The 26,770-nt window shown below is 62.5% G+C and carries 26 protein-coding genes and 2 pseudogenes; 12 read left to right on the top strand and 16 right to left on the bottom strand.

The window, feature by feature from the left end:
- Positions 1-12: 12 nt before the first annotated feature.
- The 6 genes and pseudogenes from ACIGII_RS16020 to ACIGII_RS15995 form a co-directional block, all read right to left on the bottom strand.
- The gene (locus tag ACIGII_RS16020) at positions 13-459 is read right to left on the bottom strand and encodes an XVIPCD domain-containing protein (RefSeq protein ID WP_399639772.1); all 447 of its coding nucleotides are present in this window, start codon (positions 457-459) and stop codon (positions 13-15) included.
- Between the two features lie 32 nt (positions 460-491).
- Complete coding sequence (locus ACIGII_RS16015; RefSeq protein ID WP_399639770.1) at positions 492-974, bottom strand: hypothetical protein; 483 nt, start codon at positions 972-974, stop codon at positions 492-494.
- Between the two features lie 3 nt (positions 975-977).
- A complete protein-coding gene (locus tag ACIGII_RS16010; protein ID WP_399639767.1) occupies positions 978-1,625 on the bottom strand; it encodes a hypothetical protein in 648 nt (215 codons plus the stop codon).
- A 127-nt stretch (positions 1,626-1,752) separates the two neighbouring features.
- A pseudogene (locus ACIGII_RS16005) lies at positions 1,753-1,912 on the bottom strand (winged helix-turn-helix transcriptional regulator); the annotation flags it as partial.
- Positions 1,913-2,086: 174 nt separating this feature from the next.
- Positions 2,087-2,734 carry a hypothetical protein gene (locus ACIGII_RS16000; RefSeq protein WP_399639766.1) on the bottom strand — a complete coding sequence of 216 codons (648 nt, stop codon included), beginning with the start codon at positions 2,732-2,734 and terminating at the stop codon, positions 2,087-2,089.
- Positions 2,735-2,871: 137 nt separating this feature from the next.
- A complete protein-coding gene (locus tag ACIGII_RS15995) occupies positions 2,872-3,216 on the bottom strand; it encodes a winged helix-turn-helix transcriptional regulator (protein ID WP_399639763.1) in 345 nt (114 codons plus the stop codon).
- A 108-nt stretch (positions 3,217-3,324) separates the two neighbouring features.
- Between ACIGII_RS15995 and ACIGII_RS15990 the strand changes: the two genes are divergently transcribed.
- On the top strand, positions 3,325-4,314 hold the full coding sequence (locus ACIGII_RS15990; protein ID WP_399639761.1) for an MDR family oxidoreductase: 990 nt from the start codon (positions 3,325-3,327) through the stop codon (positions 4,312-4,314).
- Between the two features lie 65 nt (positions 4,315-4,379).
- Positions 4,380-5,501 (top strand): S41 family peptidase, encoded by a 1,122-nt coding sequence (locus ACIGII_RS15985; protein ID WP_399639758.1) that lies wholly within the window; start codon positions 4,380-4,382, stop codon positions 5,499-5,501.
- A 134-nt stretch (positions 5,502-5,635) separates the two neighbouring features.
- Here ACIGII_RS15985 and ACIGII_RS15980 read toward each other — a convergent pair whose 3' ends face one another.
- Positions 5,636-6,781, bottom strand: a complete 1,146-nt coding sequence (locus tag ACIGII_RS15980; protein WP_399639755.1) for a YncE family protein — start codon at positions 6,779-6,781, stop codon at positions 5,636-5,638.
- Positions 6,782-6,979: 198 nt separating this feature from the next.
- Here ACIGII_RS15980 and ACIGII_RS15975 point away from each other — a divergent pair, with 198 nt between their 5' ends.
- The gene (locus tag ACIGII_RS15975; RefSeq protein WP_083214053.1) at positions 6,980-7,195 is read left to right on the top strand and encodes a hypothetical protein; all 216 of its coding nucleotides are present in this window, start codon (positions 6,980-6,982) and stop codon (positions 7,193-7,195) included.
- 6 nt (positions 7,196-7,201) lie between these two features.
- On the opposite strand, the gene ACIGII_RS15970 is transcribed toward ACIGII_RS15975, so the two are convergent.
- The 4 genes from ACIGII_RS15970 to ACIGII_RS15955 all read right to left on the bottom strand — a co-directional run bounded on the left by ACIGII_RS15970 (position 7,202) and on the right by ACIGII_RS15955 (position 13,258).
- Positions 7,202-11,044, bottom strand: a complete 3,843-nt coding sequence (locus ACIGII_RS15970) for an XVIPCD domain-containing protein (protein ID WP_399639751.1) — start codon at positions 11,042-11,044, stop codon at positions 7,202-7,204.
- An 11-nt stretch (positions 11,045-11,055) separates the two neighbouring features.
- Positions 11,056-11,556: a hypothetical protein gene (locus ACIGII_RS15965; RefSeq protein WP_399639748.1), complete on the bottom strand. Its 501-nt coding sequence runs from the start codon at positions 11,554-11,556 to the stop codon at positions 11,056-11,058.
- A 611-nt stretch (positions 11,557-12,167) separates the two neighbouring features.
- On the bottom strand, positions 12,168-12,668 hold the full coding sequence (locus ACIGII_RS15960) for a hypothetical protein (protein WP_399639745.1): 501 nt from the start codon (positions 12,666-12,668) through the stop codon (positions 12,168-12,170).
- A gap of 368 nt (positions 12,669-13,036) precedes the next feature.
- Positions 13,037-13,258: a hypothetical protein gene (locus ACIGII_RS15955; protein ID WP_399639742.1), complete on the bottom strand. Its 222-nt coding sequence runs from the start codon at positions 13,256-13,258 to the stop codon at positions 13,037-13,039.
- On the opposite strand from ACIGII_RS15955, the gene ACIGII_RS15950 reads away from it, so the two are divergent.
- Positions 13,242-13,691, top strand: a complete 450-nt coding sequence (locus ACIGII_RS15950) for a hypothetical protein (protein ID WP_399639739.1) — start codon at positions 13,242-13,244, stop codon at positions 13,689-13,691. The genes ACIGII_RS15955 and ACIGII_RS15950 overlap by 17 nt on opposite strands.
- 57 nt (positions 13,692-13,748) lie before the next feature.
- Here ACIGII_RS15950 and ACIGII_RS15945 read toward each other — a convergent pair whose 3' ends face one another.
- Positions 13,749-14,372 (bottom strand): hypothetical protein, encoded by a 624-nt coding sequence (locus ACIGII_RS15945; protein ID WP_399639737.1) that lies wholly within the window; start codon positions 14,370-14,372, stop codon positions 13,749-13,751.
- A gap of 132 nt (positions 14,373-14,504) precedes the next feature.
- On the opposite strand from ACIGII_RS15945, the gene ACIGII_RS15940 reads away from it, so the two are divergent.
- Positions 14,505-14,708, top strand: coding sequence for a hypothetical protein (locus ACIGII_RS15940; protein WP_399639735.1), 204 nt, complete (start codon positions 14,505-14,507; stop codon positions 14,706-14,708).
- A gap of 1 nt (position 14,709) precedes the next feature.
- On the opposite strand, the gene ACIGII_RS15935 is transcribed toward ACIGII_RS15940, so the two are convergent.
- The gene (locus tag ACIGII_RS15935) at positions 14,710-15,396 is read right to left on the bottom strand and encodes a hypothetical protein (protein WP_399639732.1); all 687 of its coding nucleotides are present in this window, start codon (positions 15,394-15,396) and stop codon (positions 14,710-14,712) included.
- Between the two features lie 482 nt (positions 15,397-15,878).
- Here ACIGII_RS15935 and ACIGII_RS15930 point away from each other — a divergent pair, with 482 nt between their 5' ends.
- The 7 genes from ACIGII_RS15930 to ACIGII_RS15900 all read left to right on the top strand — a co-directional run bounded on the left by ACIGII_RS15930 (position 15,879) and on the right by ACIGII_RS15900 (position 23,173).
- Entirely contained in the window at positions 15,879-16,745 is an 867-nt protein-coding gene (locus ACIGII_RS15930) for a hypothetical protein (protein WP_399639729.1), read from the top strand.
- 24 nt (positions 16,746-16,769) lie between these two features.
- Positions 16,770-18,086: an XVIPCD domain-containing protein gene (locus ACIGII_RS15925; protein ID WP_399639727.1), complete on the top strand. Its 1,317-nt coding sequence runs from the start codon at positions 16,770-16,772 to the stop codon at positions 18,084-18,086.
- A 150-nt stretch (positions 18,087-18,236) separates the two neighbouring features.
- A complete protein-coding gene (locus ACIGII_RS15920) occupies positions 18,237-19,052 on the top strand; it encodes an NYN domain-containing protein (protein ID WP_399639724.1) in 816 nt (271 codons plus the stop codon).
- A 227-nt stretch (positions 19,053-19,279) separates the two neighbouring features.
- Complete coding sequence (locus ACIGII_RS15915; protein WP_399639722.1) at positions 19,280-19,690, top strand: DUF6624 domain-containing protein; 411 nt, start codon at positions 19,280-19,282, stop codon at positions 19,688-19,690.
- A 226-nt stretch (positions 19,691-19,916) separates the two neighbouring features.
- On the top strand, positions 19,917-20,672 hold the full coding sequence (locus tag ACIGII_RS15910; RefSeq protein ID WP_399639719.1) for a hypothetical protein: 756 nt from the start codon (positions 19,917-19,919) through the stop codon (positions 20,670-20,672).
- Positions 20,673-21,076: 404 nt separating this feature from the next.
- On the top strand, positions 21,077-21,832 hold the full coding sequence (locus ACIGII_RS15905) for a hypothetical protein (RefSeq protein ID WP_399639717.1): 756 nt from the start codon (positions 21,077-21,079) through the stop codon (positions 21,830-21,832).
- A gap of 27 nt (positions 21,833-21,859) precedes the next feature.
- The gene (locus tag ACIGII_RS15900) at positions 21,860-23,173 is read left to right on the top strand and encodes an XVIPCD domain-containing protein (RefSeq protein WP_399639714.1); all 1,314 of its coding nucleotides are present in this window, start codon (positions 21,860-21,862) and stop codon (positions 23,171-23,173) included.
- 307 nt (positions 23,174-23,480) lie between these two features.
- Here the strand turns inward: ACIGII_RS15900 and ACIGII_RS15895 are convergent, their stop codons facing one another.
- From ACIGII_RS15895 to ACIGII_RS15885, 3 genes and pseudogenes are all read right to left on the bottom strand, one after another.
- Positions 23,481-23,702 carry a SymE family type I addiction module toxin gene (locus ACIGII_RS15895; RefSeq protein WP_399639711.1) on the bottom strand — a complete coding sequence of 74 codons (222 nt, stop codon included), beginning with the start codon at positions 23,700-23,702 and terminating at the stop codon, positions 23,481-23,483.
- Positions 23,703-23,859: 157 nt separating this feature from the next.
- Positions 23,860-25,998, bottom strand: coding sequence for an XVIPCD domain-containing protein (locus tag ACIGII_RS15890; RefSeq protein ID WP_399639708.1), 2,139 nt, complete (start codon positions 25,996-25,998; stop codon positions 23,860-23,862).
- 667 nt (positions 25,999-26,665) lie between these two features.
- Positions 26,666-26,770, bottom strand: a pseudogene (locus tag ACIGII_RS15885) (integrase core domain-containing protein); the annotation flags it as partial.

Here is a 26,770-nt window from a genome sequence, read left to right as displayed (position 1 = left end):
ACCGGGAGGGCATCACCCCATTCGCCGCACGGCAGCCTCACGCTCCTGCGATTGCGCCTGTTCGGCCTGCGCCGCGAGCTGTTGGTTCAGCTGGTTGGCGTTGGCCAACTGCTCGCCGCGTTCCAGCGACGCTTCAAGCGGGGTCTGCGTTGCCTGGACGGTGGGCATGGAAGCGCGTAGATGCGCCGGGTCGTTGCGCTCGCCCTGCACGACGAAGATGTTTTCTGCGGCGGCCGAGTTCGGGGTGCGCTCACTGAGCACCACATGGTCTACGCGCGATAGCCCATTCTCCTTGGCGAGCACATACAAGCTTGCGCTGACGCGCTCACTGATGGGGTCGAAGGCTCGACCATTGGCAGCGTCCAGCTCTGCCACCTTCTCCCGGGTCTGGCGCAGCATGGGGTCGCGACCGACGCCTTCGTATTCACCATTTTCAGAAATGAGCCGCTGCATCAGCATGCGTTTCGGCATCGGGTGATGAACTTCGCAGTTCAGCTCGCTATGGGGATAAGGCGCTCGAATGCTCTGGATCTCAGACTTGTTGTCCAGAGGCTTGAGCGCACCCTCGAAGTCTGCATCCTGCTGTGACTTGACCTGCTTGTGCAGGCCCGCGTGGTTGAGCGCACACCCCAGGTAAAGTCGATGCAGCTCTTGGAGAGGCCGCTGTACTCCATGTTGAACCCATGTTTGACCGGATCGTCGCCAAACGCAACTATCTTCTCGAACTGCGCCTTGCTTATCTCCATCGTCCGCGCGTAGTAGGGATTTTCATAGTTCACGACGTCGCCATACGTCACCGCGCCAGGGCCGGTGCTCGCACCGTGCCGAGCGCGCGCAAACCCAAAGCTTTGAGTCACTCCTTCATGTTGGACGGCCAGATACATGTGCCCTGCAGCCGACGTACCGCCGTTCTTCAGCGGAGTTCCTGGTGCTGCAACGTAGATGGTCACGGTATATGGCGCGTCCTTGGCCATGCGTTACTTCCCCTTACCCATATAGGCAATGAGCAGCTCGACAGGTTCCGAACCCAACTGTGGATGGCCCTGCTGCAACTCAACAGTCAGCCGGTAGTGGCCAGGCTTGGCGTCCTCTGCGCCTGAAAGCAGAAGAACGTCGTAGAACCTGGAAGCGTCAACCATCCCAACGCCCTCCAGCTGAGTGCGCTCGACATCCGAGGATGTAACTCCCGGAACCAATCCATCATCGCCAACCACTATGCGGTCCTGCAGATCCGGAGAGTTACGGAACAGCGCCACTTGGGTGATGGATGTTTCCTCCACTCGAAGCAGCCTGACACGGGCTGACAGCTGCGCACGTATGATCTCGTCGGAACGCCTGATTCCGGTAGGAGCATCTGGCGCTACCACTCGAACACCGACCAGCAGCGTAGACGACGCATTCTCCGTCGGCGGTGGCAACTCGAACTCCAGGTTCACCACCTCTCCTGCCCTGCCCAAGGAAATCGGCCGGACAAGGGGAGCTTCATTACGCATCAGTGCATCCTCCATCGAGACGGGCTGGAGAGCGTGGGGGCCCTGCTCACCTTGCCCGCATGCCGCGAGGCCGGCCACGGCAAGCGTGGCCAGCGCTCTCAGCAGATTTGATACGCACGTACGCTTCTTCATTGCTCACGCCTGATCCGGATACTGTCGATGCTATCGCCCACGTGGTGTGGGGTGTGCAATCGAGGCCGGAAATAGGGAAATTCCTACGCGTCAGAGGAACTTCGTCACAGTTCCGCTCAACGCAGTGTCAGCTCTCGCCTGTGCGGGCCCTGTTCTGCGCCTTGCACGCATCCCCCCAATCCCTCATCGCCAACAACACCGGCACCAACGTCCGGCCCAGTTCCGAAAGCCGGTACTCCACCTTCGGCGGCACCTCGGTACACATGCCGCACCACCACGCCGTCGGCGGAGCCGCTGGTAGCGCCATGCTCGATCGGTGCGAAACCATAACTGCGTGAAGAATCGCCGTGCTCAACAGACAGATACATGTGCCCTGCGGCTGATGTCACTCCTCCGGCCAACGGCGTCCCGGGTGCGGCAACGTGCACGGTAACGGTATAGGGTGCGTCCTTGCTCATCGGTCACTTTGCCTTCTTGAAATAAGCGACAAGCAGCTCAGCGGTATCTTCGCGGAACTCCGGGTGGTCGCCTGTCAGCTCAATGGTGAGGCGGTAATGTCCAGGCTGGATGTTCTCTGCATACGCAAACTGAAGAACGTCATAGTAGAGCGCAGCATCAACAAGGCCGGCACTCTCGAGCAGTGACGGTTCAACTCCCGACATGGTCAGGCCAGGTACCGTTCCGTCAATGGGGACCAATATTCGTTCGCGAAGATTCGGCGCATCCCTCGTCAGGGGCACTGTCTTGATTGCACCTTCCTCCATGCGAATCAAGCTGACTCTGGCAGCTATCCCTGCTTCGACGAGCCTGATTGAAAGCGAGGTGCCGGATTCTGCGTCCGGCCTCACCAACCGCACACCCAGCATCAACTCGGATGAGGCGTTGGGTCCGGGCGGCGGAAGCTCAAACTCCACATTCACCACCTCGCCCGCCTTGTCCAGGGCAATGGGCCGGGTAAGAGGAACCTCCGTTCGCATCGCAGCGCTCTTCTTGTTGGCTTCCACATGGGGCTTGGCGGTTTCCGCTTCCCACCCGCACGCGGCGAGGCCGGCAATGACGAACAGCGTCGGGGCGCCCATCAGCATCGATCTTGTTACCCAAAGCTTCATGGTCAATTCTTTTCTTGGCACGGCCGTACTCGCCTGCGTAGTCTTGGGTACGCGAACACGGGAAAGAATAGGAAAAAACCTACTTACAGCTTGACCGGCGTCACAGAAGCTTGCGGAAAGCCCTCAACGAGCGCCCTTCACGCCTCTTCAGCGGTCGCCTGGGTCTTCTTGTACGAGTCCCCCCAATCCCGCATCGCCAACAAAACCGGCACCAGCGTCCGGCCCAGTTCCGACAACCGGTACTCCACCTTCGGCGGCACCTCGGGGTACACATGCCGTACCACCACGCCGTCGGCCTCCAGCTCCCTCAGCTGGCTGGTCAACATCGATTGGGTGGCGTTGGGAATCAGCCGCGTCAGCTCCATGAATCGCCGCGTGCGTGACACCAGATAGAACAGGATCACTGGCTTCCACGTGCCGCCGATAACCGACAGCGTGGCTTCCACGCTGCAGCCGGTTTTGCCATATACGCGCCGCGCCATTACGGGATACTCCTGAAAACCATAGTACCTATGGGAAAGCATAGTTCTTGTGGCAACCACGGTACGACCATAGCATGCAGGTCATGTCCCCCGAGGTGATCGATGCCCATGAAATTCAATGCCCTGCTGGCCACCAAAGAAGACGGCCAGGTTTCCACCCAGCTGGTGGCCTTTGACGAAGCCGACCTGCACGAAGGCGATGTACTGGTGCAGGTGGAGTACTCCACCCTGAACTACAAAGACTCGCTGGCGATGACCAACGCCTCGCCGGTGATCCGTACGTTCCCGCTCATTCCCGGCATCGACCTGGCCGGCACCGTGCTGGAATCGGGCAATGCCGGCTTCCGCCAGGGCGACCGCGTCGTGCTCAACGGTTACGGCCTCAGCCAGACCCACCACGGCGGGCTGGCCCAGCGCGCGCGCATCCCCGGCGAATGGCTGGTGAAGCTGCCCGACAGCATCAGCAGCAAAGACGCCATGGCGATCGGCACGGCCGGCTACACCGCCATGCTGTGCGTGCTGGCGCTGGAACACGGCGGGGTGAAGCCCGAGCACGGCGACATCCTGGTGACGGGCGCCAACGGCGGCGTAGGCTCCATCGCCTTGGCCATTCTCTCCAAGCTGGGCTACCGCACGGTGGCGTCTACCGGCCGACCCGAACATGCGCAGTACCTCAAGGACTTGGGCGCTGACGAGATCATCGACCGCGCCACGCTGGCCGAGCCGCGCACCCGTCCGCTGGATGCCGAGCGCTGGGCCGGGGTGGTGGACGTGGCCGGCAGCCACACGCTGGCCAACGCACTGGCGCAGACCAAGTACCGCGGCGTGGTGGCCGCCGCCGGGCTGGCGCAGGGTACCGACCTGCCTACCTCCGTGCTGCCCTTCATCCTGCGCAACGTCACCCTGGCCGGTATCGACTCGGTACAGGCGCCGCACGCCGTGCGTGCCGAGGCGTGGAAGCGGCTGGCGACCGACCTAGACCTCGGCAAGCTGGCCAGCACGGTTGAAGTGATTGGGCTGGAAAAGGTGCTGGACGTGTTCCCGGCATTCCTTGAAGGGAAGGTGCGTGGGCGGTTGGTGGTGGATGTGAACGCCTGACGATTTCGAATTAGTATTGCTCCGGGCAGACGCACACATGGCGTCTGACGTAGAAGGAGCGCTACGTGTCGAAGGCTAAGGGATTGGTGGTGTTGGGCGGTCTTGCCGCCCTTGCAGCGGGATGGATGCTTTCCCCAGTGGTGTTCGCTGCCGCGCCCGGCGTTGTGCATGCTGATGCGCTCGCCGAAGTGGAAACGACCGACGTGCGCGAGCGCATCATCCAGCTGCTTGAAGGCGAGGCGCTTTATCGCGATCGCGTTGATTGGCCCGCTGCGCGGCAGCGCCTGCGGGCAGCGGGAAGTCCCGAAGAGGCAGACAGTATTCTGGAGCAGCTCATTGCACGCAGCACCGGAAACCACGGACGCTGGATACGTGCATCCACGATGTCCACCCCATCCGGTCGCCTGCAGCGAACAGCACAGGCCTCGCAGCTTCGCCGACCCGCTACTCAAGCCGATCCTGGTGGGCCAGCCGCGCATCGTAGCGGCACGGGCGATCCTATCGGCTGGATCTCGATACCCGCCTTCAAGGAGGATTCGGCCGCAGCGCCCGAGGTTCGCCATCAACAGCAGCTTGCCTTTGCGCAGCAGTTGCAGTCGCAGCTGAGCACTGAGGATCAGCGTGCGCTGTGCGGCTGGATCGTGGATCTGCGGGCGAATCAAGGCGGCAACATGTGGCCCATGTTGCTTGGCGTCGCGCCGCTGCTGTCGACCCGGCCTGACGGCAAGGAAATGATAGGCGCGTTCAAGGTGGGGGCAGCGCAGCATGACTGGACCCTTGACTCAGGGCGCCTGCTGTTGAACGGACGCCCGCGCATGGGGCTCGCGGCAGCGCCCTATGTACTGCGCCACCCTGCCCCCGCGGTGGCCGTACTCTTCGGCGCCCATACCGCGAGCTCGGGTGAAATGGTGGCGCTGGCGTTCAGGGGTAGACCCGCGACACGCAGCTTCGGGCAGCACACCGCCGGCCTGTCCACGGGCAATACACCGGTTCGACTCGCCGACGGCAGCATGCTTCTGCTGACCGCGTCGGTGTCGGTGGACCGCGACCTCAAAGGCGATGGCGAAAAGCTGGTGCCGGATGTCGTGGTCAGCGATGCGGCGGATGCCGAAGCGGCTGCGCGCGTATGGTTGATGGAGCAGCCGGCCTGTAAGGGCGCCGCGATGGCGCCCAAAGTGTCGCGTTGAGCGGCTTTCCGCAGCGAACGCATCAACCGCGTCCAAGACGCGCTTCGGAAGCCGTAACATGAAATTCTCACCGTAACGCAACGCGTGTTACGGTGAAAAGCCATGTTACGGCGGCGTAACTGGCCCTTTCTGCCTTACAGCGCAATCCGCGCCACAGACTCCTCACTCCCCTTCTCGTCCTTGTCCCCATTCTTGATGGTCACGTACAGGACGTTCTTCTTCGCATCCAGCGCCAGGCTGTTCGGGTGGGTCGGCACGTCGTAGCTGCCCACCTGCTTGTAGCTCTCGCTGTCATACGCGGTCACCGTCCCCGCTTCGCGGTTGGTCACGTACAGCCGCTTGCGCGGTGCATCCAGCAGCAGGCCCAGCGGGCCTGCGTCGGTGGCGATGCTGGCCAGTTCCTTGCCCGTGGTGGGGTCCAGCACCAGCACGCGCTGGCCCGGGTGCTTGGAGACAAAGCCCGGAATGCTGCTGCCCTGATACTTGCGGATCATCTCCAGGCCCTGGTCGGTCACGAACAGGCGCTTGCCACTCGGGTCCAGCGCCAGGTTCATCGGCTGCTCGGCGCTGACCTTGAAGCGCTGCTCCACCTTGCCGGTGTCGGTGCCCACGGTGACCACTTCACCCAGCAGGTTGGAGGTGAGCACGCGCTTGTTGGCCGCATCCAGGGTGAGGCCCGGCGCCTTGGCGTTACCCAGGCCCGGAATGGTGTTGATGAGCTTCAGCGACTGCGTGTCCACCACGAACAGCACGCTGCCTTCGCCGGAGTGGCCGGTGACGTACAGGCGGTTGTTCGGGGAATCCACCACCAGCTCCCGCAGGTCGTGCGTGTAGCCGGCCTTGCCGTCCTTGCCGACCTTTTTCTCCATCAGCTGCACGATGCCTACGGCCTTGTTGCTGGCGGTGTCGACCACGGTCACCGAGGTGTCCACGGTGTTGCCCACGTACAGGCGGTTGTGCGCGTCGTCCAGCACCACGCCGAAGGCTTTGCGCTCCAATGGGATCTTGGCTTCAACCGCCAACGAGTCCGGATTCAGGCGCAGCACTTGGGCCGGGCCGGCGGCATTGCCGAAGCCGCCCGAAGAGGCCACAAACAGCGCGTTCTGGGTGGGGCTGAAGGCCAGCTCGTACAGGCCCTGGGCAACGGCGGTGCGCTGGACGGAAGTGGCAGCTGCGGTGGTGCCGGCCTTTTCGGCGGCGGCAAAGGCGGACGGAGCGCCAAGGGTCAGGCTGACGGCGAGCGCCAAGGCGGCCGAACGGAACAGGGAACGAGGGTGCATGCGAGCGTCCTTGTGAGAGGCAGAGGAAGGATCCTGGCTCGCGTGGCCGCTGGGAGGAGCGGCCAACCACACGGTCTGTAGACGTGGGAAGGCTGGCTGGCCCGGACATCTTAACAGGGGTGGCCAGCGACGGGATTCTTCCGTCCCACGCCATGAGACGCCCCTGCGCGATGCTGCGATCCGCTTCGGAGGATCAACATGAACAAGATCGACCTTGATTGGCTGGAAGAGTTCGACCAGGCCATGCTGGGGCTGTATGCCATAAACCACAGCGACGCCGGCATGGACGAGCAGCTGCTGGTGAGCTACTACGACCTGGAGCCGCGTGAGGCGGCGCTGGCGTTCGGCAATGACTACGACCTGGACCGGATGAACCCGCTGTGGCCGCCGATGGGGCTGGCGCTGAACAGCTGAGCGCAGTCAGTACCCCATGCTTGCCGCCGCAACCTGCATCTCCTGCTGCACGCGCTGATCTTCTTCCTGCTGCTGCGTTGCCAGTTGCGCGGCACGCTGTTCCTGCTCGAACGCCACCGCGTCAAACTGCTCAAGAGACTCTTCGAACGGTGTCTTCACTGCCTGTGCCGTTGGCATGCCGGCCCGTTGGTGGCCCGGGTTGTCCAACTCGCCCTGAACCACGAAGACGTTCTGGCCGCCGGGTTGGCTTTCCGTTGGTTGGCTGAGCACCACGTGGTCCACGCTGCCCAGGCCGTTGCTCTTGGCCAGCACCATCAGGCTGCCGGTGAGGCGCTCGCTGGTCTGGTCGTAGCTGCGGCCGTGGGCTTTGTCCAGCTTCGCTACGCCCTCGCGGATCTGCTGGTAGAGGGCGTGGTCGGGGTGCTCGGGGTTCAGGGGTGTCCAAGGGTCCTGCTCATCAGCGGGCTGCGCCACCCGCGCCACGGCAAACTCTGGCTCTGGCTCCGGCTGTTGCTCCGGCACAGCCTGATTCGCGATGACGTCGTTCGCGGGTTCTTTCAATGGAACGGCATCCAGTGACTCGGCCACCACCACCTCTTCAACCACGTCTCTCGGCGGTGCCTCTGTAACAGGCTCGTCGAGCGAAACTTCATCCCTCAGTGGGTGCTGTGTTGACGCTGCATCCTCCATGCTCGGCCGCTCGGACGTCTCAGCCTGCACCCCGATCTCAGGCTGGCTGGCGTCCACGCGGATAACAGTCTCCGGCACCGCTTCGGGGATTACCTGCTGCTCTACCTTCGCTTCTGATGCAGCGACGGTCGCAGCGAGGTCAGGGACTTCCAGCGGTGGCCGTGCGACAGGTTCGGGCTCAGGCACCGGCTGTATCGGTGTCGCGGCGATGTCGGGTGAGGTGGGCGCCGTGTGAGCTTGTGGCTCGGCCACGGACGCTTCGCGCCGGGCCTCTTCTTCCTCGGCAGTACGAGCGAACGCCTCCTTGGCACGCTGCTCTTCGACGTGCTCACGTGCGCCCTGCTCAGCCCCCTGAGCTGTCTGGGGCTCTCGCTGTGCCGTAGACTGCTCCTCGACCGTGGTGCGCTCGACAGAAGCCGCAATCGCTGCTGCAGCCAGATGAGGGGATAGCTGCGATGGAGGTGGCTCATTGTTAGTGCTTGACTCGTTCTCAACCAGCTCCGGCACGCGCGCTTCAGCGACGTCCCTGCCATCTGCCCGCATCGCCGCCAATGCAGCCAGCTGTGCGGCCTCTTCCGTGGAAGCGCCTTGCCTGTTGGCCTCCCTTAGCGCCTGCTGACGGGCATCCCACGCGTCGGGCGAAAGCGCCTCAATGCGCAGCTCGGGCGCATTCTGGATTGGCACCTCATCCGCCACATTGCCCTGCAGCGCGGCCGTATGCTGCAGTGACGCCTGAACCCTCGCAACGTCCTCCATCGTGGTGGTCGCCGTGAGGACCATGCGGTTGCCACCCGCATCCCCGAATGCAGCAATGGCGCTGTCGGCGCTTGGCGCGTGGGTGCGCGGGTCTGGGATCAGCTCAAGTACCAGGTCACCCTGCCTTCCATTGTCCGCAAGACCCTGCTCCACCGCTGCCGCTGTAGCCGCCAACTGCGCTTCGCTGCGTTCGATACCGTGCCGTGCGTAAAGTGCTTCCACCTGCCCACGCACGCCTTCCGGTGCCAGTTGCACCGTGGCCTTGACCTGCTCGGCCATGTTGCCCAGACCGGCCACGCCAATCTGCTGGCTCTGCCACGTAACTTCCAGCTCATCGCTGAGGTTGCCGTCAGCCGTGCCACTGAAGACCAGCCCGTCGTCGCGCCACTGGCCATCGTCCTGGCGGGTGTACGTGTGGCCGTTGCTTGCCTGCAGCGTGCCTGATCTGCCCTGTGCGTCCTGGATGGCGGCGGGTACTGAAGGATTGTTTGCATCGCCAAAGTCGCTCCAGCGCCCTTCCGCGTGCGCCACCATATAGCGCGCCGCGACGGCGGCTGGCGTATTGGCAGCGTTCTGGGCGATCACGGCCCGCGACTGCGCATCCAGGGCTTGCGCCTGCTCCGCTGAAACCGGTTCGTGGCGTGTGGTTGGCGCACGCCCATCCAGCATCTGCGTGATCTGCAACTCCCATTGACGGGAGGTGGGGTCGCGCACGAATACCCTCCCCGTTTCAAACGGCGCCGGCGGGGTTCCCTGCTCAGCACGAGCATTCAGGCGATACGGATCCTGCGGCGGGGGAAGATGGGCCAAGCCCAGCTCGTACGACGCCTTGGCCGCCTGCCAGTTCAACTGCCGCTCCAGCGTGCCAGTCGCCACGTAATCGGCGCGGAAGGTGACATCTTCCCCCTGCGCGGTCTGAACTGGAGGTAGTTCAACGCCTGCGCCCAGCTCAGCGGACTGCACCTGCTGCTGGTGCGCGGCACGTAGCCACCGCCCTTCCTCGTCGGTAGGGCTGCGGGTCCAGGTGCGGCCCATGGGGTCCATCTGGACGTAGATGGCTTTCATATCCTTCTGGTTTGCCCACTCCTCGCCGAGGTGGGCGCCCAGAACACCGCCGCCTACGCCGATGACCAGCGCACCCGGTCCGGTCCACGAGCCGGTAGTAAGACCAACACTGGCGCCGGCGACAAAGCCGCCCAATGCACCCCCGAGATTGCGCCCGACGAAGTGCGCTGCCGTTGAATCAGCACCCGCTGCGTTGCCTTGGGAACTCAACTCCACCCACTTGTGGCCGGAGGTGGCGAAGTCCTGCGCCAGCAGCGCCACGCCGGCAACGCCGGCGACCTTCATGCCGGGGCTCATACCGGCGTGTACGCCGTGGGGCGCGGACTCTGCTGCCACCTCCGCGATGCCTGCCGCACCGCTAGGGGGCGGGGCACGTGCCCCACCGCGCGGGGTCGCCGCGTGCGGTGTATGTCCGGGTACCTCAGCATGGAGCCTGGGACTCGTGCCAAGGCTGGCGCGGGCTGCATGCCAATCCGCACGGGTGGCCGCCATCTCGGTGAGATTGAAGGACTTAAATTCGTGGAGCGGTCGATCAAAGAGAACCTGATCCACAGCGTCATAGCCATCGATGGGCTTGAGCTTAAGACGGACCTCTGCGACGGTAACTGGTTGACCGCTGTTGACACTAGCCGCCTCGGCCAGCGATCGCTCCAGCGCTTGATACTCAGCGGCGGACTTGCTCACAAACGCCAGTGGTTCTGGCCCAAAAGCGCTTACTGGATACCCGTTGATCCTTACGTCGGGATGTTCGAGCGCGGTGGTGAGCTCAAAGTTGCTGAAGCCCCGATTGCCGGGCGCGCCCTCGACGAAGGCAACCAGCGGCTTCCCGGTAGCAATCGCATTCTCCAGGAATGCGGGGCTGCCGGCGTTCCACATCATGTCCCGGAGGGCACCAGCGTGGTCCCCTCTCGGCTGCACGCCTTGGGCCGTCATGAATCGTTGGAGCTTGTCCCTGATGGCCACGAAATCGGGATGCTGGGACGGATTACTGTCCACATCTTCGATGTACGTACCCCACGGGGTGTCACCGATGATTCCGCCCGATCTCGCAATGTCATCGGAGTAAGTTGCTGCATTCCTGAAGTTTGAAATTCCTGCCCGATCTTGGCCTGAGAAAGCGATGTAATCCATCCCTTCAGGAAGTTTCGGTGGATGGACCTGCATGCGCCCAGCGACAAAATCGGCGTAGCTGGTGACACTGTCAGGCCCCGAACCCGGCGACTTCAGGTACTCAATCACCAAGTCAATCTGAGCATTCGAGACGGGGCTCTGGTCACCAATACTGGTAGCGGCAGAGAGGGTAGTCCGGGCAAAGTCGTCGAATACAAAACTGGGCATGGTGGCTTTCGTCAGGCGGCATGCGCAGGAACAAACAACTGGGCGAGGATGATACTGCCGTCAGGCAGCTCAAGGTGGCCGGCAGGTGCAGGCGCACCAACGCGCGCCAGGTCTTCGGCGCTAGCGACGACCAGATAGCGCCTGCTCTCGGGATTGGTAGTTTTGCCCGCGAAAACATTCACCAAGCCCTGCGCCAGGAGTCGGACAAAATCGAAGTCGTCGCTTGTGTCGCCCAGCAACCTCTTGAACTTCAACATATCCATGAGTACTTCAGCAGGGCGAAGATCGAGTGTGTAGATAAAGCCGCGCTGCCCCTCCAACTCGGCAGCGACTTCGGTTCCGAAAAACCCCATGGCACCCACCCGCTGACCCCCTCGGCGGAACGTGTACTGGTACTCGACGCTGGCAACACCATCCAGCGGCGCATCTAGGAGAATTCGAGGATGCGAGATGGTGACGCCACTACCCTCATCAAATGAGGTGTTTTCGATGGGCTTGAAGTGGATCGGCATCACTGTTCCTTAGTCTGTTTCGGTTCTGGCATCGCCTGCCCTTCCTCCGCTCCGAATCCGCGGGGCCGGCGCAGTTGGAGGAAGGGAGCTCTGCAGGAGCTCACCGACGCTTCCGACGCATCTACTATATCCATCTGCCGCTTAACTCTGCGCTTCATCTCCGCACAGAGTACGACAGACACGATTGTCACAGCTCCCCTGCTTGGGGCTATCGGGGAACTCCGAATCCCATATTGGGCAGAAGCGCGCCCCGCCTGACGTCCTCCAGGTGGAAACGCGAAACTGCTCACCGTTCCGCCCTGAGCCCCGGTGCGCGGGGACATGAACTTCGGCAAGAACGACAGTCCCTTGTGCCATGACGCGCACGCTTGCAGGCATGGGAAGGCCCAATGCCGAGAGCGCTTCAACCGAGGTAAATGCGACGTAAGACAGGTTATCGCGATTGTCATCCTGTCCTGCAAACACATTCACCAAACCTCTTGCGAGCGCTGTTAGGAACGTGATGTCGTCATCCGTGTTCCCGATGCTCTCTTTGGAGCGAAGCATTGAGCCCAGAGCCGATTCGGAGCTCAAATCGATGGTACATACCCATTCGCGCTGCCCAGACGCATCTATAACGTCCTCCGTCCCGAAAACCCCTCGGCGAGGACGATAGGGCCCTGCGGCTTCATCGCCGTTTCCACCGAAGCAGGTACACCCGCTCCAACCAGTGCACCCGGGGTTGTAGTAGCGATGTATCGCAGATTTTCTTCATTGTCAGTTTGGCCCGCGTACGCCAACACCAACCCTTGCGCGAGTCCACGCAGAAACGTGAAGTCATCATCCTGATTCTCGATGATTTCCTTGAACTCCAGCATGGACTTGATCAGCCAATCGTGGCCAAGATCGAAGATAAACACCCTCTCCGCCATCCCGTCGACTTCAACAGACATATCGGGACCATTGAAGCCCAAGCCGCCGATACGTGCATCGCCCCGATAGAACGCGTACTGATACTCCGTGACTGCGCTGCCGTCCGGGAGCTTTCCAGGAAGGATGCGAGGCTCCGGTATGGTGACACCGCTGACGGGGTCAAATGAAGAATCCGATTTAGCTTGGAAGTGGAGAGGCATGAGTCATCTCTGGATGTAGATCGGCTGCACGGCAGCCTGCTCGATCTGGAGTGAGCCTAAGCAGCTCCTTCCAGGCAGGCCCACCCATTGAATGGAGGAAGACTGCCACGCCAACGGGCTGGGTGGCCATCGGAGAATTCCTACCTGTTGCCTGGAGTGTCGTTGTCCCGCTGGCTCCTGCGGGATTGGTGTGAACAGCTGCGCGGGGGCTACCCCTCAACCAACCGAAGTATCTCCGTCACCCGGCGGTCCAGATCCCTTCGCTGCGCTTCGTTCATCATCTCCCGCTTGAGGTAGGCCTCAAAGTCCTCACCCGTACAAGCGTTCTGAATCAGGCACAGCGTTCCCATCAGTTTTCCGGTGGGCCCTCAGTCGTACCCCATGCGGCAGCCAGCCACCATCCATGCCTCGCCGGCGTGCTCCCCGGTCATCAAGCCTGCCGCCGGGCCGCCTGCGCTGGCGGGGTAGTTGCTGTGCGACGAGCTGCCCATGGCAAACACGGCCGCAGGATCATTGGAGCCCAATACTTCTTCAAGCTGCTCGGCAGCTTCAGCCGTATCCAGCCGCTTCTGCTTGAACGCGTTGTCCATCAAGCGGGCGGCCAGGTCCGTTCTCGGCGGCCTGCGCGTACCAGCCCGTGACGAGCTGGATCGGCACGATGGCACCACCGTCCACTGCCCCGCATTGTGCGAAACGTTCGGCCGCCACCTGCTCCAGCACAGAGAGCTGGGCAAGCGCCCTGATCATCTGCCTATAGAAATCGAGACTGTCCATGAAGTTCTCTCGGTCAATATTGACGAAGTAGCAGCCTTCATAGGTGTCGGCCAACAGGCGCTGGGCCACGGCATCGCCCGCCTTGGCCCGCTTTTTCAGGTCCTCGAAGGCCTTTACCCGGTCTACTTCTGCGGGGCGGCCGTGGCTGGCGCGGGCTACGGTTCCATCGGCGCGTACATCGGCAGCAGCGGGCAACTTGATCGTAGCGAGGCGATCTGGCCGCCCGCCGGATTGGTGTGGAACAGCTGAAGCAGATCAAGCCGTATGCGTGACCGGGAATCCGGTAGTGCAGTACGGGTTATTGCTCTAGAGCACCGCCCGGCCTTGGATGTATTCCATATTGACTGCTCTGGGCATGTTTGGTCTGAGGGAAATAGCAAGACCCATAACCCGTTCAAGCTTTCCAAGGGTCGCTTTCAGTTCCTCGGCGCTTGCTTCATTTCCCGCAATGTAGACCTCAAGAAGGCCGTCACCTGGGCACCCAGAGAAGCCAGTGATGTCGGGTATGGAGCTATAGAGCAGGTCCTGATGTCTCTCAACAATCGAGTAGAACTCTTCCTCAGTATGGCGGTGGCCAGTCTCGATGATGACCCGGGTGCTCCCGCTGGCAGTTGTCAGGATCCTGTTGGGGACAGGCGACGACCCTTTCAGTTCAACGAGAATGTGTTGGTCCGGGACGTGTTGGATGGAGATCGCGGTCAATCGGCCTGCGAACTCCTGCCGAAGATCCTCCATTGGCTGCAGGATTTCGGTTTGAACCGCGAGCCGGGTGATCGCATCGTCGATGGACACGCCAGGGTGCGCCGCGATGTAGCTCCTCACCAATACCTGCATCTCCTTGCCCTGATCAGAGTCCGGATCGGGCACCTGCGCCCAAGTGGCGCTGGCCAGGCAGGCGGAGAATGAACAACCGAGAAGCATCCATTTCATAGGGGTCTCCGTGTCCCAATTGGTTGATCCCAGCGTTTAGCAAAAGCTGGCCTAAGCAGGGTATCGGTCCGATCAAGCAGGCGAAGTGACCCAGATCACGAAGTTCATTTCAAGAGGGCTTACGGAACACCCATGGACCAGATCGATACAACCTGGCTTGAGCAGTTCGACCAGGCCATGCTCACCTTCTATGCCATCGACCACGTGGACGCAGGAATGGATGGGCCGACGCTGCTGAGGTATCACGACCTGGCGCCGCGCGAAGCGGCGCTGGTGTATGGCGAGGACTACGACCTCCATCTTGTTGATGCGTGGCGGCCTTGCCTGCGCCCGTAACTCACTGCCCTTCCACCAACCGAAGTATCTCGGTCACCCTGCGCTCCAACTCCCTGCGCTCGACGTCACTGGGAAGCTCTCTCTTCCAGAAGGTCTCGAAGTCCTCGCCGGTGCAGCCGTTGGTGCCCAGACACAAGGTGGCCATAAGAGCGCTGGACGGCCCGCAGTCGTATCCCATGCGACACGCCGCCACCATCCATGCGTTGCCTGCCCCCTCCCCGCTCACCAGTGCATAAGCCGGGTCGTTCGGGTCGGTCAGGTACCTGGCCCCCAACGTCGTACCCATGGCAAATACGACGGCGGGATCGTTGGAAGCCAGAACCTCTTCAAGCAGCGCGGAGGATTCTGCCGCGCCCAACGTTTTTCGCTTGTAAGCATTGTCGTTCAAACGCGCCGCCAGATCGCCATTCTCTGCGGCCTGCGCATACCAGCCACGGATGAGTTCCAGCGGAATGATGGCGCCACCGTCAACAGCCCCGCACTGCGCAAAGCGTTCCTGCGCTGTCTTCTCAAGTATTGAGAGCTGCGCGGGGGCACGGATCATTTGCCTGTTGAAGTCGAGGCCTTCAAGGAAGTTCCCGCGGTCGATATTGACGATGAAGCACGCCTCATAAGTATCTGCCAGCAGACGCTGCGCTACCGCGTCGCCGGCCTTGGCCCGCTGCTTGAGGTCTTCGAACGCTTTCACCCTGCGCGCTTCAACGGAACTGCCGTAGGCCGTGCTTGTGACCGGCGCATCAGAAGGCGGGGCGCTCGGAGTCGGTGCGTGTACAGACGGGGCCTTTGCACTGGCTGCAACCGCCTGCGCTGGCGGACCCTGCCGCCACAGGGCAAACCCCACCAGCGCCACAGCCACTCCCACTGCTAGCCACACCTTGGCTTTCCCAGCCATACGCCCTACTCCCTTAGTCATCGTGGCCGCATTCCGTTGAGTCCCATGGCAGTGTAACCGCCCTCTTGGTCGACCCATCTGACTTGTCTATCGCCGCCTGACGGCAGATAAGCCGCCAATAGCCGCCGGGACGCGCCGATTGCGACAGCCCGGGCCTCCGGGGCAGATTGCCAAGGCTGCTGGCAATCGCCTGCCGGTGGTCAAGAGTGACCCTGTTCCGGCCACGTTGACCGAACCTTGCCTATAGTCGGGTTCAACCAATGCAATGGAATGGCCCCATGAGCGTGATGTCACCCTGCCGATGCCTGGCAGTTGCACTCGCCGCCGCCTTGAGCGCCAGCGCGTGCGCCAAGGCCCCACCTACGGAGCAGGGACAAAAGGAAACTGCCATGTCTGAAAGCACCAGCCAGAGTCGTACCCTCAACGGCCATACCTACACAGATGCCCCCGTAGACGTGAAGCTGGGGCCGAACACCTTCCGCATTCCCGCCAACTACCTGGACAGCCAGATCGCCCCGTGGCCGGGCGACGGCGTGAGCCTGGTCATAGAGTGGCCGGACATGAAGCCCACCGCCCCCGGCGCACGGGCGAATCCACGCACCAATGACTTCCGTAAGGAAATCCGGGTGCTAATTAACTATGTCGATCGCGTTCCGGTCGAGGCCTTGCTTGATCGCCAAGCGTCCAACGTGGCCATCACAGAAGAAGGCTCGCTGGAGCGCAATGATCCGTCTGATCGCCTGGATCTCCGCGTTCCCCAGCCGGACCGGTTCGGGCTGATCCCCTACGCCATCGATGAAACGCGGATGGCCGAGTATGCGCGAGCGTATGAAGCCAAGTATGGCCATCCGCATCCTCGCAACCCAGCATTCGAGGACGATTGGTACATCGCCCGTAGTCCGGATAGCGCACTCGCCACGTTCATCAAGTGCGACAGCGCTAAACACTCCGGTGACGGCCTGATTGTCGAGAACGATGCGCTCGCGGACGGTCCAGGAGACACGGTTGCCGGCTGCGTGCACTACATCGTCGACCTGAAGAACAGCCTTTCAATCAGCCTCAACTACAACCGCGTGTTCCTTAAGGACTGGAAGGCCATGGAGCTGGCGATACGGGACGTCTTGGATCGCACCAAGGTCAAGTAGATTCCGCGGTGAGGGGAGTTTGAGATGAATGGATTGAATGACAATGACCTGCGTGTATTGCGGTACTACGCCAACAATGGCAACCGCGAACTGTATTGGAACTATCTCTCCCAGCTGCCGGGGGCCGACGGCTACGGCACGCTGGCGCTTGGCGTGGTGCGTAACGACAGCCTGCCGGGCCAGGTAGCCAACAGCTACGCGCAGAGCCACGCCGCCCGGCAAGGCAACGAGGGTTCCCAATTCTCCAATGCCTCCCTTTCAGAACGTCAGTGGGAGAAGTTCGGGCAGGCGCTTCTGAAGCAGGACTTGGAGCGCCGAACCCATCATCTGAGGGAAGGCAACGCAGACCTTGCGCTGAACTTGCCGGGCAGTGACGTCATGCTTGCTCATGATAGAGCATTCGTTCAGCACGAGCTGGACCCCGACTGCTGGACACCCCGCGTGCTCCTGCAGGCCGCCTTGAAGGAGAGCGGCCCCCAGAAGATGGAGCAGATCTGGACCAACATGCTGGATAACGGCTACATGGGAGCAGTTCGCGTAGGCAAAACCAGCTACGACACCTTCGCCCTGATGGGCGCGATGGAGGGAGGCAAGTACCTGGCCAAGCTCAGCGCCGCCGAGGCCACCCAGTTCGTGGAAGGCCGGTCGGCGGTTGATCCCAACGTCATTGGCGGAAACAGCCACTATGTCATGTACTTCGAGGGGGAGAAGAAATGGGTGAACGTCAGCATCGGCGGCGGTCACGTTTCCATGCGGGAAGAGACCAACCCCAGCCGGCTTGCCGAGCTCAACGATGCCCGCGAAGCGCGCCTGGAGCGCCAGCACAAGGCCACCCAGTTCCATGAGGACGATCCGTACCGCACCATCACCCCCAGCCCGCGTACTGCCTCGATCGGGGGCAGCCCAGCAGATCGGCAACTTGCCGCTCGCCTGGCCGACATCACCCCCGGCCACCCGGACTACGCCCTGGTACAGCAGGTACGCGAAGGCGTGGCCGCCATCGACGCCAGGCAGGGCCGCGCCCCGGATGAGACCAGCGAACGCCTCACCGCCAGCGTGGTGGCACTCGCCCGCCAGAACGGGCTGGAGCGCGCCGACCATGTACTGCTGAGCCACCAGACCGCCGACAGCCCCGCCGGGCGGAATGTGTTCGTGGTCCAGGGCGACCCGAGCGACCCAGCACACCGCCGCGCCGCCATGCCTACGGATGTGGCCGTACGGACGCCGGTGGAGCAATCGCTGCAGCGGCTGGAGGAGGTCGGCCAGGAGCGCCAACAGCAGGCGCTGGCACAGACCCAGCACCAGGAACACAACCACCACCAAACAATGCGCATGGGATAACACCCAGCGGCAGCGCCACCCCGGCCTCCCGGTAGCGCCGACTGTCAGTCGGCTCCCCCCGCAAGCCAGTCCCCCAAACCCCGCGCGCACGCACCACCAAATTGCCTATAGTTCACCTACCGACACCCCGGCCCAGCACAAGGAACTGCCATGGCCCTCCCCACCCAGGAAGCGTCCGTCGCCCTCCTGATTGATTGCGACAACGTGCCGCCGGAAATCGCCGAATTCGCGCTGCAGCGAGCAGCACAGGCAGGGCGGGTAACAGTTCGCCGGGGCTACGGCAACCCGAACACGATCAACAAGGGGTGGGAACAGGTACTGGTCCGGCAGTCGTTTACCAGCTGCCTGCAGTTCCCCTACGCGCCCAGGAAGAACAGCACAGACATTGCCTTGTCGCTGGACGCGATTGAGCTTCTGTTGGACAAACGTGCACAGATCTTCTGCCTGGTCACCGGTGACAGCGACTTTGCCTACCTGTGCCGCAAGCTCAGGGAACGTGGCGCAATTGTCTACATCGCGGGCGCGGCCAATAGCCCGGAAGCACTGCGAAACGCGTGCGATCAGTTCTTTGAGTGGACGCCGGTATCGAAGCCCGTACCGAAGCCTGTGGCAAAGGTGGCAGACGTGCCCAAGCCCATCGTGGCGCCCGTGGCGAAGGTAAAGAAGCAGGCAGCGAAGAAGGCTCCAGGACCTGGCCCCCGCCCCAAGCAGAGCCCATCGTTCGTCGTGAAAGCGGTGGAGACACTGGCGGCGTCGTCCCCCAATGGCCGGGTGACGTTGAATGCGCTGGTGGAGGAGATACGACGCACTCAGCCGGCCTTCAAACCGAATACCTACGGTCACTCCACGCTGGCAAAGATGGTGAAGACGTACTCCGGGCTCAAAGCTGGTAAAGGCTCCAATGGCCACTGGGAGGTGAGCGTGGCCCCGAAGACCACAAACGCATCAACCACCAAGAAGGCCTGAGCCGAGGAGCCACGTGCACGTGGCACCGATTAATCGAGCAATAAGATAGGAAGGAGAACTTGGTGCTGGGACAGGTTTTCAGGTGGGTGCTGCTTACCTTTTGCATCTTGCTTTTTGGTGGACGCGCACTCGCCCAGGCCCCACGTTCAGATGTAGATCGAGTTGCTGATGAACTAGTAGCCATGGAGTTGAGGGACCAAGAGGTAAGAAGCGCGCAAAAGGTTGACGTGAACGAAGTACTCAGAGTTGACGCACAGAACACCCAGCGGCTCGATGCAATCACGAAGTCGATGGGCTGGCCGCGCATCTCTGCGGTCGGAAGAAAGGCAGCCGATGCTGCCGCATTACTCGCCCTTCATGCTGATCGGAATCCGCAATTTCAGCGCCGAGCATTGGAGTTGATGCAGCCATTGGTTGAGATAAAGGAAGTGAACCCAGAGCAATTTGCCTATCTTTGGGACCGGACGCACGTTCCTCAGCGGTTTGGAACCCAAGGGGGTTGTCATGGCACTGCGTGGGTTCCAGACGACGTTGAAGATCCCGCTCAAGTTGAGTCGCGAAGGGCAGTCATGGGCATGAGACCTCTTTCCGACTACGTAGCGATAGCCAGTGAAATGCTATGTCAGGCCAGGCAGTAAGTGCGACAGCTGCAAGCATCGTCCAGCGAGAGATATCGACGTTGGCGGCGCCATTCCTGTCCCGTTGACACCACACTCCCTATAGTTGACCCCAACCAATGCAATGGAATGGTCCATGAGCGTGATGTCATCCGGCCGGTGCCTGGCAGTTGCACTCGCCGTCGCCCTGAGCGCCAGCGCCTGCGCCAAGGCCCCACCCACGGAAGAGGGACACAAGGAACCTGCCATGTCTGAAGACGCCAGCCAGAACCGCACGGTGGAGGGCTACACCTACACCACCGCGCCGGTAGTGGCCCAGCTCGGCCCACACCGCTACGCGTTCCCGGCCAACCTCTACGACGACCAGATCGGCCCGGCCATTGGCGGCGGCGTTGGCCTGACCCTGATGTGGCCCGAGCTCAAGGCAGCCGCCCCTGGCACGCGCGGCACCCGCTCCATGGCCGACCATCACCGCGCGATGTCCATGTCGGTGGACTACATCGACGGCGTGCCGATCACGGAGCTGCTGGGCCGCATGACCAGCACCGACGCCGCCAGCGAGGAAGGCTCGGCCTACCGCAAGGATCCGCGCCGCCGGCTCGACATGCGCACCCCCGGCGCCGAACAGTTCGGGCTGACGCCCTATGCCATTGATGAAGCGCGGATGCTCGAATTCGCCCAGGCGTACGAAAAGCAGACCGGCATGCCGGCCAAGCGCAACGCCAACGTGGAAAGCGACTGGTACATCGCCCGCACCCCGGACGGCGAGCTGTCAACCTTCATCAAGTGCGACAAGCTCCAAGAGGGGCGCGACTCACTCACGCTGAAGGGCGACCAGGTTGAGATCGACGAAAGTGTACCGGTCTCCGGCTGCACCCAAAACTTCGTGGATGCCGACAACGACCTTTCGGTGACCCTCTCCTATCCCCGGGTGTTCCTGAATGACTGGAAGGCCATCGAAGCCGCCGCGCGCGGCGTGCTGAGCGCATACAAGGTTGAGTGACCCAGGATGTTCAGGAGGAACAACTCGTAAGCGGATTGATTCGGCTCACTTTACCGACCTTCAAACAGGATACCTACGGTCACGCCAAGCTGGTGACCATGGTTAAGACGTATCTCTTGCTGAAAACCCATCAGGACTCCAAGGGCCACTGGACGGTGAGCTTGGCCTCAAAGACCAAAAACGGGTCGACCGCCCCAAAGGCACGGGGCGTGTAGCCACGCGCGCACCCCGTTCCTGTCCCGTTGACAGAGCATTCCCTATAGTTGACCCCAACCAATGCAATGGAATGGCCCATGAGTGTGATGTCATCCGGCCGGTGCCTGACAGTTGCACTCGCCGTCGCCCTGAGCGCCAGCGCCTGCGCCAAAGCCCCACCCACGGCAAAGGGACACAAGGAACCTGCCATGTCTGAAGACACCAGCCAGAGCCGCACGGTGGATGGCTACACCTACACCACCGCGCCGGTAATAGCCCAGCTCGGCCCGCACCGCTACGCTTTCCCGGCCAACTTCTACGATGACCAGATTGGCCCATCTGTGGGCGGCGGCATTGCGTTGAGCTTCATCTGGCCCGGACTGCAGGCTGCCGCTCCCGGCGACCGTCCCACGCGCAGCATGGAAGACCACTACCGAACGGTCACCGCTTCGATCGACTACCTCGATGCGGTCCCCGCATCAGAGCTGCTGCCCCGGCTGAGCAGCACCGAAGCCACTACTGAAGCAGGCTCGGTCAACCGAAACGACCCGCGCCGCCGGCTGGATCTGCGGAAGGCGGGTACGGAGCGGTTCGGCCTCATTCCGTACGCCATTGACGACGAGCGCATGGCGCAGTTCGGCAACGAATACCAGAAGCAGTTTGGGGAGCCCGTTACCCGCAACCCACGCAAGGAAGACGAGTGGTACATCGCCCGCGCCGCCAACGGGATGCTGGCCACGTTCATCAAGTGCGATCAGCCTGAGGGTGGGAACGAGGGCCTGGCGATTCAGGGCGACCGACTGGTGCCCGATGAGTCAGTCAAGGTTTCAAGCTGCACCCACTACTTCGTGGACTCCAACGACAACCTGGGCGTAACCCTGTTTTACCCACGCGTGCTGCTGAAGGACTGGAAGGCCATGGAAGAAGCTACCCGCGCGGCACTGGCCAAGTACAAGGTCCGGTAACCCAGGAGTGTTCAGGAGGAACAACACATGAGCGGCTTGAATCAGAAGGACATCGAGATCCTGCAGCAGTACGCCTCCAAGGGGAACCGGGAGCTGTACTGGAACTACCTGGCACAGAAGGAAGGCTCCGACGGCTATGGCCTGCTGGCACTGGGCGTGGTGCGAAACGACAACCTGCCCGGCCAGGTCGCCAACGCCTATGCCCAGCTCGAAGCCAGCGACCAGCACGACCGCAACCCCAGGCTGCAGAACCGCACGCTGACAGAGCGCCAGTGGGAGGACTTCGGCCAGACCCTGCTCGACCGGGACCTTGAGCGCCGCGAGTACTGGATGGGGGCACGCAGGCCAGACCTGGCGCTCAACCTGCCCGGCCGCGACGTGCAGGTTGCCCATGACAAAGCATTCGTCCAGCACGGGTTGGACCCGAACTGCTGGACCCCGCGCATCCTGCTGGAAGCCACCCGCAAGAACCTGAGCGAAGACGCTGCCGAGAACGTCTGGAAGGAGATGCTCAACAACGATTACCGGGGCACCGCGCGGGCATGGAACACCGCCGGCCATGCCTACGACGCCATGCCGTGGGGCCAGGCCACCGCCTACGTGGTCAAGCTGGGCGTGTATGAGCTGAGCATGGCCGACCAGTCGCTGCCCACCAGCGACCCCAACGTCATCGGCATACGCAGCTCGCACCACGTGTATGACCCGAAGGCCGGCAGCTGGTCGCACCACACCAAAAGCGGCCTCCCCATGCAGGAACGCAACCCACGCGTGCTGGAAGGGCTGAACGACACCCGCGATGTCCGCCGGGAGCGCGAGGAGAAAGCAACCCACTTCCACCCGGACGACCCGTACCGGCAGCGCATCGAAACCCCAAAGGTGGTGCTCAACGACCTGCCCGGCCAGGATGCGAACACCGGCCTGGCGGCACTGCGCCCCGGCGATGCGCATTACCCGCTCTACCAGCAGATACGCGAACACGTGGCCGCGCTGGACGCCAAACACGGGCGCAGCTTCGATGAAACCAGCGAACGGCTGACCGCCAGCCTCACCGCGCTGGCCGTGGAGAACAAGCTGGACCGGGCTGACCACGTGGTACTGAGCCAAGCCACCGCAGAGGGTGCTGCAGGCCGCAACGTGTTCGTGGTGAAGGGCAACCTGCATGACCCGGCACAGCAGCGCGCTGCCATGGCCACTGAAACAGCCGTGCAGACGCCGGTGGAGCAATCGCTGCAGCGGCTGGATGAAGCGGGTCAGGAACGACAGGCCTTGGCCATGCAGACCGAACAGCGCACGCAGCAGAACCAGCAGGAGCTTGACGCCCGCAGCATGCGAATGGGATGAGGCAAACATCCCTCCGGAATCCACGTGCACATGGCTTCGCGGAATTACCCATCAGGGCCGGTGGCGCAGGCCGGCCCGGCACGCCCTCAGCAGGGCCTGCCCTGCCCCTTCGGTACCTCGCTCCCCACCGGAAACGAATCCCCCCAAACGTAGAGATCAACGCCTTGGGCGCTCCGATCCAGGTTCACGCAGTCCTGGATCAACGACCGCAGCACGTACGTAGGCGAACGCTCGCTACGCCACGCCGAAAGCTGAAAGGCGCGGCGTATATCGGGGTCTACCTTCACCCTCATGTACACCTGCTTCTTCATTGGATGACGTCCTCGGGGACGAACTGCCCCGACTCGGAATTGATCTCACCGTGGTAGATCGTGCGCTCCACGAATCGGGGCACCCGTGGGTCTTCCACCGCTGGCGGGCCCAGCAGCTTGATGGTGATCACCCCAGCACAGGCCTCGATCTGCAGCTTGCGGCCAACGTTGAAGCCCATCTGCCGCAGCCAGCGGCCGCGGATCTTCAGGTAGGGCACCTTCAGCTCCTCGCGGAACTCCGGGAGCGGCGAGCTGGTGTGCTACTACGACCTGGAGCCGCGTGAGGCGGCGCTGGCGTTCGGCAATGACTACGACCTGGACCGGATGAACCCGCTGTGGCCGCCGACGGGGCTGGCGCTGAACAGCTGAGCGCAGTCAGTACCCCATGCTTGCCGCCGCAACCTGCATCTCCTGCTGCACGCGCTGATCTTCTTCCTGCTGCTGCGTTGCCAGTTGCGCGGCACGCTGTTCCTGCTCGAACGCCGCAACGTCAAACTGCTCAAGAGACTCTTCGAACGGTGTCTTCACTGCCTGCGCCGTTGGCATGCCGGCGCGTTGGTGGCCGGGGTTGTCCAGCTCGCCCTGGACCACGAAGACGTTATGGCCGCCGGGTTGGCTTTCCGTGGGTTGGCTGAGCACCACGTGGTCCACGCTGCCCAGGCCGTTGCTCTTGGCCAGCACCATCAGGCTGCCGGTGAGGCGCTCGCTGGTCCGGTCGTAGCTGCGGCCGTGGGCTTCGTCCAGCTTCGCTACGCCCTCGCGGATCTGCTGGTAGAGGGCGTGGTCGGGGTGCTTGGGGTTGAGGGGTGTCCAAGGTTCCTGCTCATCAGCGGGCTGCGCCACCCGCGCCACGGCAGGCTCTGGTTCTGGCTCCGGCTGTTGCTCCGGCACAGCCTGATTCGCGATGACGTCGTTCGCGGGTTCTTTCAATGGAACGGCATCCAGTGACTCGGCCACCACCACCTCTTCAACCACGTCTCTCGGCGGTGCCTCTGTAACAGGCTCGTCGAGCGAAACTTCATCCCTCAGTGGGTGCTGTGTTGACGCTGCGTCATCCATGGCCGGTCGCTCGGACGTCTCAGCCTGCACCGCGACCTCAGGCTGGCTGGCGTCCACGCGAATGACAGCCTCCGGCACCGCTTCAGGGACTACCTGCTGCTCTACCTTCGCTTCTGATGCGACGGTCGCAGCGAGGTCAGAGACTTCCACCGGTGGCCGTACGACAGGTTCGGCCTCAGGCACCGGCTGTATCGGTGTCGAGGCGATGTCGGGTGAAGTGGGCGCCGTGTGAGCTTGTGGCTCGGCCACGGACGCTTCGCGCCGGGCCTCTTCTTCCTCGGCAGTACGAGCGAACGCCTCCTTGGCACGCTGCTCTTCGACGTGCTCACGTGCGCCCTGCTCAGCCCCCTGAGCTGTCTGGGGCTCTCGCTGGGCCGTGGACTGCTCCTCGAACGTGGCGCGCTCGACAGAAGCCGCAATCGCTGCTGCAGGCAGATGAGGGGCTGGCTGCGAGGGAGGTGGCTGAGTGGTGTCTCGCTCATTCTCAACCAACTCCGGCACGCGGACTTCATCGAACCGAACGCTGTCCGCCCTCATTGCCGCCAACGCAGCCAACTGCTCAGCCTCATCGGTGGAGGCCCCTTGCCGGTTGGCCTCCCGCAGAGCCTGCTGATATGCGTCACGCTCGTCCGCCGATAGCGCGTCAATGCGCAACTCTGGCATGTCCTGGAGCGGAGGCTTTTCCTGCCTCTCCTGGAGATCACGGTGCGCTTGGCGGATATCCTCCGCGCTGGTTACGGCGACACGGTGCGCCACACCGTCCGGACCGGCTTGGTAGTGGGCGACAGCGCTTTCAGCACTGTACGGCGAATTCCCATCGCGCTGGAGTTCCTGGAGCGTGCGGCCCGTGAGACCATTGACCTCGCGAGTACGCTGTGTCGCAAGCTCGATGGCCGGAATCCACTCTTCGGGTACTCGCACGTTGTAATTCTGATACCGGTGGTGCAATTCGCTTCGGTCAACCTCAGCGTTCGAAGGCGCTGGACGCGCACTTGTCTCAGCAAGTCGCGCGTTGAACTGCTCAAGCGACGGCTGACGGATCTGTCTCGTGAGGTTCAACTCGAGCGCAAGGTTGCCTTGGGCCGCACTACCCCCATGCATCCACCGCCCGTCTTCGTTCAATCGGAACAGGTGACCGTCTGACGCGAACACGGAGTCGGCCTTTGCCCTTGCGTACTCCACCGCTGGCGGAATCTCTACAAAATCTCCAGATCGAAGCGCGGCATGGCCTTCAAGGTATGCAGCAGCAACAGCTTCCTTCCCATTGGCGATGTTACTCTCGACGCGCGCCATGGCTTCGCGGTCCAGCGCTTCAGCGCGCTCCGGGCTGGCAATCTGTTGGGCGTAGGTTCCACGGTCATTAACGCCGGTTACACCGGTCTTGACCTTGTCGCACCCACTGCTCGGACTGCGCATCACGCCGCCAATTCGGGTTGTCGAGTCCGTATTGATCATCGGCTCGAGCAGGAATGTTGAATGGATCCTGCGGCGCCGGCACTCTTCCCAGCTCAAGTTCCACGGCCCTGGCGCTTGCCAGCGCATTAAGCTCGCGTGCCTTCTCGTAGTTGGCACTCACGTCCTGCTTGATGGGGTTATCTATTCCATCCTGCGTACGGTCAAGCGCAACTTCCCGCACCCAACTGTACCCGTTGTACTCCCACTCCGTGCCTGCCTTGTCCTTCTGTTGATAGATGGCATGGCTGTCCCGCAAAGTGGCCGCCTTCTCGAATGCCTTGGAGAAAAGGTAGGCATCCGCAGCGACCAGCGCCACCGGTCCTGCACCGCTGGTCCCCACAACGCCAGCCGCCAACGTCCCACCAGCCCAGCCGCCGATCCCGCGTGCAGCAAAGTGGGTAAGCTCGGTTTGGGCAGCCGGCAGATTCTGCTGTTGCAGGAGGGCGCCGACACGTTGCCCGGTTTCATGGGCATCGTAGGCGCTTGCTGCCAACCCAAGCCCGACAACACCTGTGGCGGCTCCAGCACGGCGCATCGCAGGAGTTCCAGGGTCGATAGTAGCCGGCCGCGCAGCCGGTGCCCCGGGACGAACCAGTTCATCCAGCGTGGCACTCCCCTCCGCACGGACTAGCTGTGTAAACCCAGTACGTTGTTCAGCGGGATTCTTGAAATAGGCGGCGTAGGCCCATTCGCGCAGGCTGGTCTGGATGAATCGCTCGGCCTTGCCGTTGGTCCGGGGGGTGTAGGGCTTGGTTCGGATATGCCGTATCCC

The sequence above is a fragment of the Stenotrophomonas sp. NPDC077420 genome (genome assembly GCF_044543385.1).
Classification (GTDB): domain Bacteria; phylum Pseudomonadota; class Gammaproteobacteria; order Xanthomonadales; family Xanthomonadaceae; genus Stenotrophomonas.
This window is presented reverse-complemented; position numbering and strand designations above follow the sequence as displayed.

What these genes read in the sequence shown, in the direction of transcription:
- ACIGII_RS16020 (WP_399639772.1), bottom strand. Translation starts at nt 459, where the DNA reads ATGCTGATGCAGCGGCTCATTTCTGAAAATGGTGAATACGAAGGCGTC.
- ACIGII_RS16015 (WP_399639770.1), bottom strand. Translation starts at nt 974, where the DNA reads ATGGCCAAGGACGCGCCATATACCGTGACCATCTACGTTGCAGCACCA.
- ACIGII_RS16010 (WP_399639767.1), bottom strand. Translation starts at nt 1,625, where the DNA reads ATGAAGAAGCGTACGTGCGTATCAAATCTGCTGAGAGCGCTGGCCACG.
- ACIGII_RS16000 (WP_399639766.1), bottom strand. Translation starts at nt 2,734, where the DNA reads ATGAAGCTTTGGGTAACAAGATCGATGCTGATGGGCGCCCCGACGCTG.
- ACIGII_RS15995 (WP_399639763.1), bottom strand. Translation starts at nt 3,216, where the DNA reads ATGGCGCGGCGCGTATATGGCAAAACCGGCTGCAGCGTGGAAGCCACG.
- ACIGII_RS15990 (WP_399639761.1), top strand. Translation starts at nt 3,325, where the DNA reads ATGAAATTCAATGCCCTGCTGGCCACCAAAGAAGACGGCCAGGTTTCC.
- ACIGII_RS15980 (WP_399639755.1), bottom strand. Translation starts at nt 6,781, where the DNA reads ATGCACCCTCGTTCCCTGTTCCGTTCGGCCGCCTTGGCGCTCGCCGTC.
- ACIGII_RS15975 (WP_083214053.1), top strand. Translation starts at nt 6,980, where the DNA reads ATGAACAAGATCGACCTTGATTGGCTGGAAGAGTTCGACCAGGCCATG.
- ACIGII_RS15970 (WP_399639751.1), bottom strand. Translation starts at nt 11,044, where the DNA reads ATGCCCAGTTTTGTATTCGACGACTTTGCCCGGACTACCCTCTCTGCC.
- ACIGII_RS15965 (WP_399639748.1), bottom strand. Translation starts at nt 11,556, where the DNA reads ATGCCGATCCACTTCAAGCCCATCGAAAACACCTCATTTGATGAGGGT.
- ACIGII_RS15960 (WP_399639745.1), bottom strand. Translation starts at nt 12,668, where the DNA reads ATGCCTCTCCACTTCCAAGCTAAATCGGATTCTTCATTTGACCCCGTC.
- ACIGII_RS15955 (WP_399639742.1), bottom strand. Translation starts at nt 13,258, where the DNA reads ATGGACAACGCGTTCAAGCAGAAGCGGCTGGATACGGCTGAAGCTGCC.
- ACIGII_RS15945 (WP_399639737.1), bottom strand. Translation starts at nt 14,372, where the DNA reads ATGAAATGGATGCTTCTCGGTTGTTCATTCTCCGCCTGCCTGGCCAGC.
- ACIGII_RS15940 (WP_399639735.1), top strand. Translation starts at nt 14,505, where the DNA reads ATGGACCAGATCGATACAACCTGGCTTGAGCAGTTCGACCAGGCCATG.
- ACIGII_RS15930 (WP_399639729.1), top strand. Translation starts at nt 15,879, where the DNA reads ATGAGCGTGATGTCACCCTGCCGATGCCTGGCAGTTGCACTCGCCGCC.
- ACIGII_RS15925 (WP_399639727.1), top strand. Translation starts at nt 16,770, where the DNA reads ATGAATGGATTGAATGACAATGACCTGCGTGTATTGCGGTACTACGCC.
- ACIGII_RS15920 (WP_399639724.1), top strand. Translation starts at nt 18,237, where the DNA reads ATGGCCCTCCCCACCCAGGAAGCGTCCGTCGCCCTCCTGATTGATTGC.
- ACIGII_RS15910 (WP_399639719.1), top strand. Translation starts at nt 19,917, where the DNA reads ATGTCTGAAGACGCCAGCCAGAACCGCACGGTGGAGGGCTACACCTAC.
- ACIGII_RS15905 (WP_399639717.1), top strand. Translation starts at nt 21,077, where the DNA reads ATGTCTGAAGACACCAGCCAGAGCCGCACGGTGGATGGCTACACCTAC.
- ACIGII_RS15900 (WP_399639714.1), top strand. Translation starts at nt 21,860, where the DNA reads ATGAGCGGCTTGAATCAGAAGGACATCGAGATCCTGCAGCAGTACGCC.
- ACIGII_RS15890 (WP_399639708.1), bottom strand. Translation starts at nt 25,998, where the DNA reads ATGATCAATACGGACTCGACAACCCGAATTGGCGGCGTGATGCGCAGT.